This is a genomic window from Streptomyces sp. NPDC060028, assembly GCF_042736725.1.
Classification (GTDB): Bacteria; Actinomycetota; Actinomycetes; order Streptomycetales; family Streptomycetaceae; genus Streptomyces.
On sequence record NZ_JBHWVJ010000020.1, the window covers coordinates 1 to 14,390 of the forward strand.

The following is a 14,390-nucleotide window of genomic DNA, read 5'->3' on the forward strand; positions in this document are numbered from 1 at the left end:
GTGCCCGCCTCACGGGCGGGCACCGCGCTCGACATACCCGACGTGCTCGACGCGGCGGCGCGGCCGGCCCCGGTTGCGGCCGCGACGGGTGCGCATCCGGCTGATGCGCAGTCGGGTCACACCCTGCGGATCCCGCCCGGCCAGTTCCACGAGCGCCGGATGCGGCCCCTGCGCGACCAGCGCGAGACCCGTGGCCACGGCCGCGGCCCACCGCACCGGGCCGCCGCGGGGTACGCGGTCCAGCAACGCGGCCCTGCTGAAGCTGAACTCCGCGCACAGCAGCACCCCGGTGCAGCCCAGGCAGCCGCGGACGGACTCCGGCGCCGACGACCCGGACGGCAGGAGCGCGCGGCAGGCGGCGTGGAACTCCTGCCGGGCGGTACGCAATACGTCGTCGCGGAGCTAGTGCGGCGGGTGCGGTACGCCGGCGCAGCGCGGCGAGCAGGGCGTCCGGCAGCGGGTGCCCGGCGCCGCGCGCGGGGTCGGCGCCGGTCTCGGTGAGGCTCAGGTTGCCGCGGTGGTTGACGGTGACCAGCCCGTCGAGCAGGAGCCGCGCGGCGGCGGCCTGGGCGTCGTCGCCGGGCCACCAGCGGTCGGCGGCAGCGTGGTACGGGTCGACCACGATCGCGGCGAGGCGCGCGACCGTCCCCGGTGGCGCCGGGCCGCCCGCAAGCGCCGCAGGCCGAAGTGCCCGTACAGCACGCGGCCGGCGGTACATCCGACATCGGCGGGCGCCCGTCGCCCCTCACACCTCTTCGTTGGTCCGTTGGGCTGAAGGCACGGCGGCGTGGGTGGACGGTGGCGGGCGGCGACCGATAGGGGTGGGGTCCGCTTCCTCAGGAGGGCCACGTGTTGCACCGCCTCGCCCTCGTCCACGCGAGAACCACCGCCCTGGCCGTGGTCGGCCTGGTCCTGGCCGTCACCGCGGGCACCACCCGGGCGGCTCCCGTCCCGCACCCGGCCGCCCCCGGCCCACGGGCCACCACGATCGGCGCGGCCCCGGGCAGTGCGACCGCCTTGGCCGGGTACACGATCCAGTCGACGGAGAAGGTCGCGGAGTCCGCGGCCGCCGTCTCCAGCCCCGGCTATCGGACGGCCGGCTGGTATCCGGCCGGCCCCCGCTCCACCGTCCTCGCGGCGCTGCTCGCCGCCGGGGTGTACCCCGACCCCTTCCACTCCACCCACCAGAAGCGGATCCCCGCCGAGGACTTCAAGGTGCCCTGGTGGTTCCGGTCCGATTTCAACGTCCCCGGCACGACCGCTCGTACGTACCTGGACTTCAGCGGGGTGATCTCCGCCGCGGACGTCTTCGTCAACGGCCGCCGGATCGCCGCCGCGAGCACGGTGGCCGGGGCGTACACCCGGCACGAGTTGGACGTCACCGACCTGATCAAGGCGGGCACCAATACGGTCGCCTTCCGGATCCAGCCCAACAATCCGCGCGAGCACCTCACGATGGGCTGGCTCGACTGGCTGCAGCCGCCGCCCGACGAGAACATGGGCATCGTCCGTGACGTCACCGTGCGCCGCGGCGGGCCGGTCGCCCTGCGCGACGCACACGTGGTGACCGCACTGGCCATGCCGTCGATGTCCTCGGCCGACCTGACCGTCAAGGCCCGGGTGCGCAACGACTCATCGGCCGCCGTCACCACGACCGTGTCCGGCACCGCGGGTCCGGCCACCGTCAGCCGCACTGTCTCCCTGGCCCCCCACGAGACCAAGACCGTGGTTTTCTCCCCCGCCGACCACCCCGCACTACGGCTGCGTTCGCCCCGCGTGTGGTGGCCCGCCGCCATGGGCGGCCAGCCGATGTACCGTCTCGACCTGACCGCGACGGTGAACGGGGCGCCCTCCGACACCGCGCACGAGTCCTTCGGCATCCGCGACGTACGTGCTCCGCTGAACGCCGACGACGCCCGGCAGTACCGGATCAACGGCCGCCCGCTGCTGATCAAGGGCGGCGGCTGGTCCCCCGACGAGTTCCTGCGCTGGGACCGCACCTACGTCGAGGACCGGCTGAAGTACGCCCTGGACCTCGGCCTGAACACCCTGCGCCTGGAAGGGCACATCGAGCCCGACGAGTTCTTCGACCTCGCCGACCGGTACGGGATCCTGACGCTTCCCGGCTGGGAGTGCTGCGACAAATGGGAGGGAGAGGTCAACGGCACCGAGGCCGGGGAGAGCTGGGACACCCCCGACTTCGCCGTGGCCAGGGCTTCGATGGCCGCCGAGGCCGCCCGGCTGCGCCACCACCCCAGCGTGATCTCCTTCCTGATCGGCAGTGACTTCGCACCGAACGAGGACATCGAGGAGGGCTACGTCGACGCGCTGAAGGCCGCCGACTGGAGGACCCCGGTGGTTCCCGCGGCCTCCGACTCCTCCGCCCCGCTCACCGGCGGCTCCGGAATGAGGATGACCGGTCCGTACGACTGGGTCCCGCCCGGTTACTGGTACGACAAGCGGGAAGGCGGCGCCACCGGCTTCAACTCCGAGACCAGCGCCGGTCCGGACGTCCCGACCCTCGACACGCTGCGCCGCATGATGTCCCCGGCCGAGCTGGAGACGCTGTGGAGGGATCCGTCCGCCGCCCAGTTCCACCGCTCCCCCTCGCCCACCTTCGCGACGCTGCGGCTCTACGACGCCGCCCTGGCGGGCCGTTACGGGCCCCCGACCGGCCTCGAGGACTACGTGCGCAAGGCACAGCTCGCCCAGTACGAGAACGTGCGCGCCCAGTTCGAGGCGTACGCCCGCAACGCCAAGGACTCCTCTGCCCCGTCGACCGGCGTCATCTACTGGATGTTCAACAGCGGCTGGACCTCCCTGCAGTGGCAGCTGCTGGACCGGTACCTCGACCAGGGCGGGGCCTACTTCGGCGCGAAGAAGGCGAACGAGCCCCTGCACGTCCAGTACGGGTACGACAACCGCGCGGTGTCGGTGGTCAACAACCGGGCTTCCGCGGCCTCCGGGCTGACGGCGCGGGTGACCCTCTTCAACACCGACGGCGCACAGAAGTACGACCGGACGGTGAGCGGCCTGAGCGTCGCGGGCGGCGGCGCGAGCCGCACCGCGCTGACGGTCCCGGCGTCGATCGCCGGCCTGTCCACCACCTACCTGGCGCGGCTGCTGCTGACGGACGCGGGCGGGCGGGAGGTGAGCCGCAACGTGTACTGGCTCTCCACGACGGCGGACGTGCTCGACTACGGGAACGGCACCTGGTTCCACACCCCCACCACCTCCTACGCCGATCTCAGGGGCCTGAACTCGATGGGGCGGGCGACCGTCACCGCGACGGCCTCGACGGCGGCGGACGGTGCGGGGACGTCCACGACCACGGTGACCGTACGCAACGCGGGCCCGGGGAAGACGCCCGCTCTGCTCACCGACGTCCACCTGGTGGGGGCGCGGGGCGCGCCCGTGCTGCCCGTCCGGTGGAGCGACAACCAGATCAGCCTCTGGCCGGGTGAGTCGGCGACGCTGACGGCCGCGTACCGGACCGGTGACCTGCGCGGCTCGGCGCCGAAACTGCGCATTTCCGGGTGGAACGCACCGACGGTGACGGTCCCGGCGGGATGACCGGATCTTTAGGCCGGAAAGCCGCTATCCGGAAGTGATCATCAGACCGTAGTAATGGCTTCCGGCCTGATCGGCCGTCCACGATGAACAAGGAGCCATCACCCATGACTCGCCTTCGCACCACAGGCATGGCCCTCGCCGGAGCCGCCGCGATGTTCGCCCTGACCGCCGCGCCCGCCCAGGCGGCCCCCGGTGACGTCACCACCTCCTGCGCGAGCGTCCTCACCCCGGCCGGCTTCGTCGACGTCAGCTGGGGCTACAGCAGCAGCTGCGGCACGCAGAGCTTCAGCCCGAACATCAAGCAGATCAAGCAGCTCACCGGGCTGCCCGTCGGCACCGTCGTCCAGGCCTGCGCCTCCACCTACCAGCCCGCGGGCTGGGTCCAGACGGCGTCGTACTACACCAGCAGCTGCGTGTACTCCTCGAACCCCAGCTTCAACAACAACGCATGGACGCTGAAGCGCGTCTCCTGACGGCCGATCAGCCGCAGTCCACTTTCGTCAGCCGGGTCCCCGACGCAGGCCTTCACGCCGGGGGCCCGGCCGGTCATGCCATCCCCCCCGGCCCGCCCCACAGGCCCGCCAGGTGGGCATGGAGGGCTTCCTGGGCCTCCTGGGGGGTGAGGTGGCCGATGAGGACGTGCATGGTGAGACCGTCCGCGAGGGCGAGGAGGGTACGGGCCTCCCGTCGCGGATCGAGGGGCGCGGCGTGGTCGGCGTCCTCGCGGGCTTCCGAGACGAGGTGGGCGAACGCCGCCTGCAGGGCCGCGTAGTTCGCCTTCAGCGTCTCGGCGAGTGCCTTGCTGACAGCCGCCTGCGCGACGAAGGCGAGCCAGACCCTGGCCTCGGCGCGGTGCTCTTCGCGGAGCAGTGCGACCTCGGTGGCCGCGTGGCCCAGGGCCGAGGCGGCCGACTGGGCCGGACTCCTGACGAGGCGCGCCTGCACGCGCTCGCCGATCCGCTCGCCGATGTGCCCGAGGGCGAAGACGAGCATCTCCTCCTTGGTGCGGAAGCACCGCTGGACGGCGCCCATGGACACCTCCGCGCGGGCGGCGACGTCGCGCAGGGTCACGCCCTCCAGCCCTCGTTCGTCGGCGAGCCGGCAGACGGCCTCGGCGATGATCCGGCGCCGGCCCTCGTGGTCCACCTGTCTGGGCATGCCCGATCGCCTCCTCGTTCCCCCACCCTCCGCGGGCTGTCGTGCCGGCCACTCTATTCGATGCACCCGCATCGGTTCACCGGGTATGGTTCCGATGCAAGCGCATCGAAACAGGCGACAGCAGCAACGACGACGGGGAGAGTACGAGCCATGCAGGACGCCTTGTGGCAGAGGACGGCCGCCGCTCAGGCGGCAGCCGTACGGAGCGGAGAGGTGTCGGCCGTCGAACTGGTCGAGAGCCACCTGGACCGCATCGCCACGGTCAATCCGCAGGTCAACGCGGTCACCCAACTCCTGGCGGAGCGTGCGCGCGAGGCCGCGGCGCGGACGGATCGCAGCCGGGCCGCCGGCGGAACGCCGGGGCCGCTCGCGGGCGTTGTGTTCACGGTGAAGGAGACCACCGCCATCGAGGGCGCGGCGACCACCTTCGGCGTGGAGCGATTCCGCGATCTCGTGGCATCGGCCGACGCTCCCCCGGTGGCGCGGCTGCGTGCCGCCGGGGCCATCCCGATCGGGCACGCCAACGTACCCACCCTGATCCTTGCCGGGATGCACACGCGCAGCGAGCTGTTCGGCGACACGGCCAACCCCTGGGACCGCGACCGGACCCCGGGCGGCAGCAGCGGCGGCGACGCCGTGGCCGTCGCCACGGGCATGGCGGCGCTCGGCCTCGGCAACGACTCCGGCGGATCGATCCGCGTCCCGGCCCAGTTCTGCGGTGTGGCGGGCCTCAAACCGACCACCGGGCGCTTCCCCGCGGACCACCGCTTCCTCGGCCCCGACGACCCCGGACCGGCGTCCCAGATGCTGGTCACCGACGGCCCGCTGGCCCGTAGCGTGGCCGACCTGAGGCTGGCGTACGAGGTGCTCGCGGGCACCGATCCGCGTGACCCGCGAGCCGTACCGGTGCCCGCGTACGGCGATCCGCTCCCCGGACCGGTCAAGGTCGCGGTCGTGGCGGATCCGGGCGGGCACGGCGTCGACCCCACGGTCCTCGCGGCCGTCGAGGCCGCGGCCGAGGCGCTGCGCGAGGCCGGATACGACGTGCGCGAGGTGGCGGACGTACCGAGGCTGGACGAGGCCCTCGACGCGTACGGCCGGATCACCGTGACCGAGTTCGCCCCGGCCTGGCCGGCGGTACGCACCCTCCTCGGCTCGGGCGGCGACCGCTACATCGGCATGGCGATGGAGCGGACTCCGCCCGCGAGCGCGGAGGAGTTCATGAAGCTGATGGGCACCTGGCTGAACATCCGCCGCTCGTGGGCCGAGTTCCTCGACGAATACCCGCTCCTGCTCGGCCCCTCGTTCACCGAACCGCCGGTGGAGCCGGGGCTGGAGTCACGCGACAGGGCGGGCCGGGACCGGGTCGCGTCGGGCATGCGCCTGTGCACGGTGACCAGCTTCGTGGGTGTGCCCGCCGTGGCCGTGCCCACGGGGGTGGTCGACGGGCTCCCGTGCGGGGTGCAGATCGTCGGCCGCGCCTTCCGGGAGGACCTGTGCCTGGACGCGGCCCAGGCGGTCGAGGACCGGCTCGGCGTGCTCACGCCGATCGACCCCGTCCGCGTCCGCGTTCACGGCCTCGCCGGTACCGGCCGGCGCAGCAGGTAGAGGGCCGCGGTCGAGACGAGGACGGCCATGCACGCGATGAACACCAGCCCGGCGCCCTCCAGACCGAGGGGACCCACCAGGACCCCCACACCGATCACCGGCACCGAGATGCCCGCGTACGCCACCACGAACAGCGTCGAGATCACCGCGGCGCGGCGGTTCGCGGGAGACGCCTCGGCGACCGCGGACACGGCCCCCCGAAAGGCCAGGCCCTGCCCGATTCCGCCGACGAGCGCGCTCAACAGCACCAGCGGCAACAGGTCCCAGCGCAGTGCGCCCGCGAGCAGCCCGAGCCCGGCCAGCAGCCCGGCGCAACCCAACGGCAGCGATCGTCCCACCCCGACCCGGCCGACCGCGAGCTGCCCGGCGGTCGAGGAGAAGAAGGCCAGTGCGACGACCAACCCGCTCACGGCGTGGTTGTGCACGTCCAGCGACTGCGCGAGGAAGGCCGGGCTGACCGACGTGAACACCCCGAACAGCGCGAACCCCACGAAGGCGGCGATCGCCGCGGGCCCGAACACCGCCCGCACCTGCGCGGGCACGCCGGGCCGCTGCGGCCGTACGGTACGCAGCGGCCGCCGCTCCCCCACGGTCTCCTCGAGCCGCAGCAGGACGAGGGCCGAGGCGGCCACGAGTACGAGGTGCACGGCGAACGGCAGGTACAGCGGCCAGGCCGCGTACTGCGCGAGCACTCCCGCGAGCAGCGGTCCGCAGCCCAGGCCGCCCATGGTGGCGGCCGTCGCCACGAACGTGGCCCGGGAGGCGCCTCCGTGCGGGGCCAGCTCCATCACGTACACCGTGGCGGCGCCGGTGAACAGCCCGGCGGAGAGCCCCGACAGCAGCCGCCCCGCGTACAGCCAGCCCAGGCCGGTGGCGGCCAGGAAGCAGACGGCGCTCGCCGCCGCGCAGCCCAGGCCCGCCAGCAGTACCGGCCGTCGGCCCACGGCGTCGGAGGCGTTGCCCGCCAGCAGCAGCACGCCGATGACCGCGAAGGCGTACACGGCGTACACGACGGTCACGGTCAGCTCGGAGAATCCGAACTTCTCCTGGTACAGCCCGTAGAGCGGGGTCGGCAGCGTGGTGCCGGCCATGCACACCGCGAACACCGCCCCGCCGAGCAAACACTGGCGCCACCCTCGGCGATCACCGTCCATGCCGCCGAAGGTATCCCCGCATCCGCTGGAACCAAGCGCCGCGCCGCCGCGTCTGTCGCGGGTATGAGCGAAGGAACCAGTGAAGGAACCCCAAGACGGACCGCGGGACGGGCCAGGGACATGGATCCGAAGGTGAGGCAGCTCGCCGGACGCCTCCTGGCCGGTCTCGGGGCGACGACCGGGGCCCTCTTGTGGGCGCCGCGGGCCGCCTTCAGCCTCGACGGCGGATTCGAGGCTCATGCCCGCGATCTGAGCGTGCTCTTCGTCGACCTGCCCCTCATCCTGCTCGGCGGCGGCCTGATTCCGCTCGTCACCTGGACGCTGACCACGCGGTGGGTGCGCAACCCCTGGCTCGCGCTCCTGCCGGCCCTGGCCGCGCTCGCGCTCGGGGCGTGGGGGCTCACCGAGTGGTGGACCCCTCGCCAGACGGAGGACCCCGGCTACGGCCCCGGCATGTGACCGGTCCGGCCGCCGCCCGTCACTGCAGGATGCCCACCGCCCGGGCCACCACGAGCAGCACCGTGATCAGTGACACCGCGGTCTGAGTCATCATCAGCAGCTTCGCCCACGTCGTCAGCGGCATGGTGTCGGTCGGGCTGAAGGCGGTGGCGTTGGTGAAGGCCACGTACAGGTAGTCCCTGAAGGAGGGCTGCCATTCGGGCGGGGCGATCTGCTCCTGCCCCATCTGCGGGAAGAGGAAGTCGGGGTAGTCCTTGGTGCCCTGGGCCCGGGCCGCCGGGCCGCCCCGGTCCCACTCCCAGTACCAGAGTGCGAAGGCGATCACATTGGTCACCCAGACGGAGCCGGCGGTGCTGAGCAGTTCCAGCGCTCCTCCTGCCCCGGTGGCGTGGAGCAGCTCCCGTACGAGCTTCACGGCCGACCACGCGTTGGCCAGGCTGATCGAGGCGGCCAGGCTCAGGCTGAGCCCGCGCAGCAGGTACGAGCTGCGGTCGAGGCGCCGGTGCGGGTTGAGGGCCGCGAGCGCCAGCAGCAAGGTGACCTCCAGTGCCGGGAGCAGCCAGTGCGGCTGGACGGTCAGCCGGTTCGGCAGGAAGAGCTGGAGTCCCACGGCGACCAGGATCGCCACCGTGACCGCCCAGCGCTCCTCCCCCTCGGTGGGCTGACGCCAGGCCGGTCTCCCCTCCCCCGGTCCGACGGAGGGTTCGAGCAGGCTCTCGATACGGTCGAGTCGGCGGTGCAGCCGCTCCACCAGTTCCCGGTCCGGCCCCGCGCCGTCACCGCTCGTGCTGTCGCTCGCGCTCTCGCTCGTGCTCATGGCGGACATTCTTCACTCGACGATGTGCCCGTCGCGCAGTTCCACCACCCGGTCGGCGAGTTCCATCAAGGCCGGGTCGTGGGTGGCGACCAGGACGGTGACTCCCTCGCTGTGCACCACCGCGCGCAGCAGTTGCATGATGGAGCGGCCCGTCTCGGAGTCCAGCTGCCCGGTGGGTTCGTCCGCGATGATCAGGGCCGGCTCGTTCGCCAGGGCCCGGGCCACGGCCACCCGCTGCTGCTGGCCGCCGGAGAGTTCGCCCGGGCGCTGGTCGGCGTGCTCGGTCAGGCCGACCAGGGCGAGCAGGGTGCGGACGCGCTCCTCGCGCTGCTGGGCGGGGACCTTGCCCAGCCGCATCGGGACCCCCACGTTCTCGGCGGCGGTCAGCACCGGGATCAGGCCGAAGGACTGGAAGACGAAGCCGATCCGGTCCCGGCGCAGCGCGAGCAGCCCGGTCTCGTCCAGTTCGGCGAGGTCGGTTCCGTCGAGGCGGACGGTTCCGCCGGTCGGGGTGTCGAGGCCGCCGACCACGTTGAGCAGGGTGGTCTTGCCGGAGCCGGACCTGCCCTTGAGCGCGGTGAGTTCGCCGCGGCGGACCTCGAAGGACACGCCGCGCAGCGCGTGCACGGCCTGGGCGCCGCTGCCGAAGCTGCGGCGCACCCCTTCCACCACCACCATGGGCGTCAGGGTGGGTGCCAGTGTGGTGACTTCTTGCTGCGACATGGTGTGCGTTCCCCCTCGGATCGTCCGGCGCGCGCTGTCCCCGAGCGCTCCGCCTTCCGAATTTGTTCATCTGTCACCTTCCGGACGCAAGACCCTTCGGCAACTCGATCGCCGGCGGGACGTCCGGCTTCCGCCGCGTCACTGGCCCGCGATGGCCGGGAATCGGCCCGCCCACGGCCGGAATCAGCCTGTCCACCGCGGTCTGTTCGGTTCCACCCCCTTTCCGTCCCGCCCCCGGGGCACCATGAGTTCCGTACATACGAACCAGGGGGGAACACATGAGGAAATACATGGCCGCCGCCGGGGCCGCGGTCGTTCTGGCCGGACTGGTCACCGCGGCCGGCCCGGCCGCGGCGGCCGGGTCCGTGCCCTGCAAGCCGGCGCTCACGGCGCTGGGGACGCTGCCCGGCGCCGAGGTGTCCTGGCCGCAGGAGGGCGTACGCGCCCTGGGCCGCGGCACCCTGTCGGTCGGCTCGTCCCGGGGCAAGGCGGTCTACTGGACCGGCAGCACCGTGCACCGGGTGCCCGTCCCCGACGGCAGCCGCATCGAGAGCGAGCTGGTCGGGGTGAACCAGGGCGGTCTGATGACGGGTTGGTACCGGCCCTACGGCACCACCGACCAGGTCGGCTTCACCTACCGGGCGGGCGACGCCTCCGTCTCCCGCCTGCCCGACGCCATCCGGTCGGTGGCGGGGCTGAAGGTCAACGACGCGGGCCGCGTGGCTGCCGCAGGGTACGGCGACCACTCCATCCGGGTCTACGCCGACGGGGCGCTGGAGCGGACGCTCGGCATTCCCGAGGAGATCGGCCCGGACGCGTACGTCGCCACCGTCGGCGGCATCAACTCCCGTGGCGACGTGGTCGCCAGCGTGCACAGGTCGGAGCCGGACACCGGCGGCCGCGTGGAGTACTCCCACCCCGTGCTGTGGCCCGGGGACGGGGGTCCGGCCCGGGTCCTCCCGCAGGCCGGCAGCGGGGGCAACTACAGCTGGGTGACGGGCATCGCGACGGACGGGACGATCGTCGGCAGCGACTGGTACGGGCCGGGCTACGAGTGGACGCCGTGGGTGTGGACGGCCCCGTACGGCGCCCCGGGCTCCTCGCCGGGTCGCCTGAGCACCCACCCGTTCGCGAGCCTGGAGGGGATCAGCCCCTCCACCGGCGCGGCCGTCGGCTCGGCCCGCTTCCACCCCGAGGACGCCGGCATCAACGCGGCCGACCAGGCCGTGCTGTGGCCGGGCTCGGGCCCCGTGCTGGCGCTCCCCCGGCTGGCCGCGGGCAAGGCCGCCTCGGCCGTCGCCGTGTCCGACGACGACCGCGCCGCGGGCAGCGCCGTCAACGCCTCGGGCAAGACCCGGGCCGTGGTGTGGAAGTGCGCCTCGCGGCAGGCGTACCTCCCGAGCTGATCGCCCCCGCCGCGACGGCTCCGGCGCTGCCGGGGTCGTCGCGGCGGTGCCGGGCGTGGTATTTGATCATCCGAACACAAGGGGTGAGCTATGTTTGAACACGAGTGACATAAGAAGGAGGCCCGCCGGTGTCATCGGGGCAGCAGGCACGCGCACAGGCTTCTGCGATCACGCCGACCGGGCCGGGTGAGCAGGCGTCGCAGCTGGGACGCGCCCCGGCCGACCGGCTGCTCGCGCTCTTCGACGGGCGTCGGCTGTCGCCCGGGCAACGGCGGATCGCCCAGTACCTGATCGACCACCTCACCGAGGCCGCGTTCCTCTCCATCACCGAGCTGGCCGAGCGGGTCGGCGTCAGCCAGCCGTCCGTGACCCGGTTCGCCGCGTCGCTGGGCTTCAGCGGCTATCCGGCCCTACGGGACGTGCTCCAGCCGATCGCGCTGAGCGCGGTGGCCGGCGCCCCCGCCACCCCGGACAGCCGCGAGCAGATCCGCCGCAACGAACTCCAGGCAGCCGTTGACGCCGAGATCGAGAACCTGGAGAACGTACGGCGGCTGCTGGCCGACACGAACCAGGTGCTGGACATCGGCCGGGAGCTCGCCCGTTCGGTGCCGCTGACGGTTCTGGGCCTGCGCATCTCGGTCTCGCTCGCGGAGTACTTCGCCTACGCGGCCCGCCGCATCCACCCGGATGTCCGCGTGGTGACCCGCGGGGGCAGCGTCGCGTACGACGGCCTGCTCCAGTCCAGGGCCGCGGGCGGCACGTGGGTGCTGGCCTTCGCCATGCCCCGGCACGCCAGGGAGACCCTGGCCGCGCTCCGGGCCGCGCGCAGCACGGGGCTGCGCGTCGCGCTGATCACGGACCCGACCCTGGGGCCGCTGGTCGAGGAGGCGGATGTCGCACTGACCGCCCCCACCGGGTCACGCCTGGTGTTCGACTCGTACGCGGCGCCCGGGATGCTTTCCGCCGCACTGTTGCAAGCCATGGCCGATGCGGATCCCGAGCGGACCCAGGCCCGCCTCGAAGGGTACGAGCAGGTCGCCGACCAGCACGGTTTCTTCCTGTAGCGAGAATTTCACCTGATCCACCCCCGGCGTATTCACGCCATCCAGGCGTATGAAATTTTTCATTCTCTTGCTTACTCGACGGTATATATGTTTACTGACGGCGGCGTTCCGGATCCACCAAGATGCCAGGGAGACGTCCCCACGTCCTCCCAGAACAGACACCCGGCGTGATGCTCCTCCTCACGTCACGGCGGGTCGTCCAGTCCGGCTTACGGATCCCGCTGAACGCATGGCGGCCTCGGTCAACCCCTGGGCCGAGGCCGCCCCAGCACAGCTCTCGATCAGAGTTCGACACCACTCGGAAGTGACGAGAATGCCCCAGACGGCCACCATCACGCGCAGCCCGGACTGGCCCTTGCAGGTCAAGGCCCCCGGGACTCACGATTGGGAACGCACGGCCACGCGCTGGCTGCGGGACCTCCTGCCGGCCCGATACGGCGGCTACCTGACGCTGACCCGTCATCCCGCGCTCCTGGCCAGGCACGTGCAGCTCCAGCTCCAGCACGAGATGCGCGCGGTGCGCGTGGCACTGCACACCTGCCGGGCCGAGCTGCCCATGATGGGCGTCGCCGAGTCCGTGATCGAGAACACGATCAGGATGTACGCCATCGAGCTGGAGCAGCTCGGCCGCCTGTCGCGCGGAGCCCGGCTCGTCACCGACTCGCTGCTCGTGAGCACCCCCGCGCAGCGCAAGCGCTGACCTCCGTCCCCCGTCACCCCGTCGTGCGGCGCCCGAGCGGCAGCAGGTACTGGAGCGGCTGGTCCAGGTCGTCCAGGCCGAAGAGCTCCTGGGCCAGGTCGTCGTGGAAGCCGCCCAGCGGAGTGCCGCCAAGGCCCAGGGCGGCCCCGGTGAGAAGCAGCGTCTGCACCATGTGGCCGGTCTCCAGCAGGGCCAGGCGCAGGGCGCGCAGGCCGTAGCGGCGGCGCAGCAGGCCCAGGTCCGCGTACACGCCCAGAACGGCCGGAGCCGCCTCGACGCCGATCCAGTCCGGGTCCGTCGCCGGGCGGGAGAGATACGTGGACAGCGCCTTGACCTGCGACGCCTCGGGCGCCGGGCCGACCCGGCGCAGCGTACGGCGTTCCGGTACGCAGTCGTACGTGCCCGCCGGTACGCCGGCCACGTCGAGGACCAGCATCCGCACCCGGGCCGTGTACAGGGCGCCCGCGCTCGGATAGGGCCGGTGGGCCAGGACCTGGACCGGGCCGTCCGCGGGGCCGTGCTCGGTGCGGCTGCTCTCGGACAGCGAGTGCCACAGCAGGGATCCCAGCGTGCCCGCGTCCACCGGCCCCCCGAGCGCACCCCGCAGCGAGGATCGGCCGGCCAGCACGCTGCGCAGCGACACCTCCGGCAGCGGGGCCGCCGGAAGGTCGATCTCCGGCCGGGTCGCCGCCTCCTGCGCGTCACTGGCCGTCGGCGGCCCGGGCGGCAGCGACCGCAGCGCCGTGTCCTCGCCCCGGCCGATCTGGAACTTGCTGCGCTCCAGGTACTGCACGTCGGACGCGGTGTGCCCGGGCGGGAAGAAGCCGGGCGGCTCGTCCGTCTCCAGCAGGGTCCGGGCGGCGAGCCGACACACCGCCCGCTCCTCGTCGGGGGTGACCCCGAGCCGGTTGAACAGCATGTGGAGCTGCGATGCCCAGACGCACGCGCGCCTGTCCTCGGTCAGTTCCTCCCCGCTCCCGGTGACCATCAGCGCGTCGGCCTCGCTGACCCGCTGCGCCCACGCGCCGAGCCAGGGCGCGGCGGTGCCCGCGCCGAGCCGCTCCCGCACGTTCGCCGCACGGCGCGCCAGCCCCGCGCGCTGGGCACCGTAGACGGAGTTGACCTGCATGTGCACCGAGGCGCCCGGGAGCAGCGGGACCTCGGTCACCCACCGCCAGCCCGCCGCGTGCTTGCGCAGCCAGCGCGCCGCGGTGAGCCGGTCCATACCGAGCCCGTACGCCGTCGTGTGGGCCAGGTCCGCCGCGAGCATCAGCCGCGCCGCGGCCCCGCCCCCTTCCCCGCCGTGCAAGGCCCGCAAGGCCTCCAGCACCACCCGGGTGGAAGCGGCGAAGACCTCCTCGGCGACCGCCAGCGCACCCGGGCCGCCGTAACGGTCCGCCTCGGGCTCGTACGCCACGGCGCGGACCTCGCCGTGGCGGGACGGCCACGGGCCCGGCGCCACCGGCACCGCCCGCGCCGCACGGACCAGCTGCTCGGGCAGCTGCGCGGCGGCCGATCCACCGGGGGCGCGCACCCGGATCCGTACGTGGGGGCCGTCCTGCGCATACCGGATGAAGAACCACCGGTCGGCCTGCCCGGAGGCCACCAGGCCGTCGAGGACCGGGGCCGCGTCCCGCAGCAGGAACGCGTCGATGTCCTCGGGGGTGGAGTGCAGGAAGAGGTGGTGGCTGTGCCAGGTGTCGGTGGTCGTCGTCACGGGTGGTCCTC

The 14,390-nt window shown here is 72.9% G+C and carries 13 protein-coding genes; 7 read left to right on the top strand and 6 right to left on the bottom strand.

The window, feature by feature from the left end:
- Positions 1–9: 9 nt before the first annotated feature.
- Positions 10–387 (bottom strand): hypothetical protein, encoded by a 378-nt coding sequence (locus tag ACFWBF_RS12810; protein WP_385599547.1) that lies wholly within the window; start codon positions 385–387, stop codon positions 10–12.
- 462 nt (positions 388–849) lie between these two features.
- Between ACFWBF_RS12810 and ACFWBF_RS12815 the strand changes: the two genes are divergently transcribed.
- Both ACFWBF_RS12815 and ACFWBF_RS12820 read left to right on the top strand, forming a co-directional pair.
- Positions 850–3,573, top strand: a complete 2,724-nt coding sequence (locus ACFWBF_RS12815; RefSeq protein WP_385599550.1) for an exo-beta-D-glucosaminidase — start codon at positions 850–852, stop codon at positions 3,571–3,573.
- 104 nt (positions 3,574–3,677) lie between these two features.
- The gene (locus tag ACFWBF_RS12820; RefSeq protein ID WP_385599553.1) at positions 3,678–4,046 is read left to right on the top strand and encodes a hypothetical protein; all 369 of its coding nucleotides are present in this window, start codon (positions 3,678–3,680) and stop codon (positions 4,044–4,046) included.
- Positions 4,047–4,119: 73 nt separating this feature from the next.
- On the opposite strand, the gene ACFWBF_RS12825 is transcribed toward ACFWBF_RS12820, so the two are convergent.
- Positions 4,120–4,731 (bottom strand): TetR/AcrR family transcriptional regulator, encoded by a 612-nt coding sequence (locus ACFWBF_RS12825; protein WP_385599556.1) that lies wholly within the window; start codon positions 4,729–4,731, stop codon positions 4,120–4,122.
- 150 nt (positions 4,732–4,881) lie between these two features.
- Between ACFWBF_RS12825 and ACFWBF_RS12830 the strand changes: the two genes are divergently transcribed.
- Complete coding sequence (locus tag ACFWBF_RS12830; protein WP_385599559.1) at positions 4,882–6,339, top strand: amidase; 1,458 nt, start codon at positions 4,882–4,884, stop codon at positions 6,337–6,339.
- Here the strand turns inward: ACFWBF_RS12830 and ACFWBF_RS12835 are convergent.
- Entirely contained in the window at positions 6,303–7,493 is a 1,191-nt protein-coding gene (locus tag ACFWBF_RS12835) for an MFS transporter (protein ID WP_385599566.1), read from the bottom strand. The genes ACFWBF_RS12830 and ACFWBF_RS12835 overlap by 37 nt on opposite strands.
- 120 nt (positions 7,494–7,613) lie before the next feature.
- Between ACFWBF_RS12835 and ACFWBF_RS12840 the strand changes: the two genes are divergently transcribed.
- The gene (locus ACFWBF_RS12840) at positions 7,614–7,952 is read left to right on the top strand and encodes a hypothetical protein (protein WP_385599569.1); all 339 of its coding nucleotides are present in this window, start codon (positions 7,614–7,616) and stop codon (positions 7,950–7,952) included.
- A 19-nt stretch (positions 7,953–7,971) separates the two neighbouring features.
- Here the strand turns inward: ACFWBF_RS12840 and ACFWBF_RS12845 are convergent, their stop codons facing one another.
- Together ACFWBF_RS12845 and ACFWBF_RS12850 are read right to left on the bottom strand one after the other, a co-directional pair.
- Complete coding sequence (locus ACFWBF_RS12845) at positions 7,972–8,769, bottom strand: hypothetical protein (RefSeq protein ID WP_385599571.1); 798 nt, start codon at positions 8,767–8,769, stop codon at positions 7,972–7,974.
- A 12-nt stretch (positions 8,770–8,781) separates the two neighbouring features.
- Positions 8,782–9,492, bottom strand: a complete 711-nt coding sequence (locus ACFWBF_RS12850; protein ID WP_385599574.1) for an ABC transporter ATP-binding protein — start codon at positions 9,490–9,492, stop codon at positions 8,782–8,784.
- 278 nt (positions 9,493–9,770) lie between these two features.
- Between ACFWBF_RS12850 and ACFWBF_RS12855 the strand changes: the two genes are divergently transcribed.
- The 3 genes from ACFWBF_RS12855 (at position 9,771) to ACFWBF_RS12865 (ending at position 12,662) form a co-directional block, all read left to right on the top strand.
- On the top strand, positions 9,771–10,898 hold the full coding sequence (locus tag ACFWBF_RS12855; protein WP_385599577.1) for a hypothetical protein: 1,128 nt from the start codon (positions 9,771–9,773) through the stop codon (positions 10,896–10,898).
- A 128-nt stretch (positions 10,899–11,026) separates the two neighbouring features.
- Entirely contained in the window at positions 11,027–11,962 is a 936-nt protein-coding gene (locus ACFWBF_RS12860) for a MurR/RpiR family transcriptional regulator (protein ID WP_385224312.1), read from the top strand.
- A gap of 313 nt (positions 11,963–12,275) precedes the next feature.
- The gene (locus ACFWBF_RS12865) at positions 12,276–12,662 is read left to right on the top strand and encodes a hypothetical protein (protein WP_385224378.1); all 387 of its coding nucleotides are present in this window, start codon (positions 12,276–12,278) and stop codon (positions 12,660–12,662) included.
- A gap of 13 nt (positions 12,663–12,675) precedes the next feature.
- Here the strand turns inward: ACFWBF_RS12865 and ACFWBF_RS12870 are convergent, their stop codons facing one another.
- Positions 12,676–14,379: a thiopeptide-type bacteriocin biosynthesis protein gene (locus ACFWBF_RS12870; protein WP_385599580.1), complete on the bottom strand. Its 1,704-nt coding sequence runs from the start codon at positions 14,377–14,379 to the stop codon at positions 12,676–12,678.
- Positions 14,380–14,390: the final 11 nt, after the last annotated feature.

What these genes read in the sequence shown, in the direction of transcription:
- ACFWBF_RS12825 (WP_385599556.1), bottom strand. Translation starts at nt 4,731, where the DNA reads ATGCCCAGACAGGTGGACCACGAGGGCCGGCGCCGGATCATCGCCGAG.
- ACFWBF_RS12855 (WP_385599577.1), top strand. Translation starts at nt 9,771, where the DNA reads ATGAGGAAATACATGGCCGCCGCCGGGGCCGCGGTCGTTCTGGCCGGA.
- ACFWBF_RS12840 (WP_385599569.1), top strand. Translation starts at nt 7,614, where the DNA reads ATGGATCCGAAGGTGAGGCAGCTCGCCGGACGCCTCCTGGCCGGTCTC.
- ACFWBF_RS12835 (WP_385599566.1), bottom strand. Translation starts at nt 7,493, where the DNA reads ATGGACGGTGATCGCCGAGGGTGGCGCCAGTGTTTGCTCGGCGGGGCG.
- ACFWBF_RS12830 (WP_385599559.1), top strand. Translation starts at nt 4,882, where the DNA reads ATGCAGGACGCCTTGTGGCAGAGGACGGCCGCCGCTCAGGCGGCAGCC.
- ACFWBF_RS12820 (WP_385599553.1), top strand. Translation starts at nt 3,678, where the DNA reads ATGACTCGCCTTCGCACCACAGGCATGGCCCTCGCCGGAGCCGCCGCG.
- ACFWBF_RS12850 (WP_385599574.1), bottom strand. Translation starts at nt 9,492, where the DNA reads ATGTCGCAGCAAGAAGTCACCACACTGGCACCCACCCTGACGCCCATG.
- ACFWBF_RS12845 (WP_385599571.1), bottom strand. Translation starts at nt 8,769, where the DNA reads ATGAGCACGAGCGAGAGCGCGAGCGACAGCACGAGCGGTGACGGCGCG.
- ACFWBF_RS12865 (WP_385224378.1), top strand. Translation starts at nt 12,276, where the DNA reads ATGCCCCAGACGGCCACCATCACGCGCAGCCCGGACTGGCCCTTGCAG.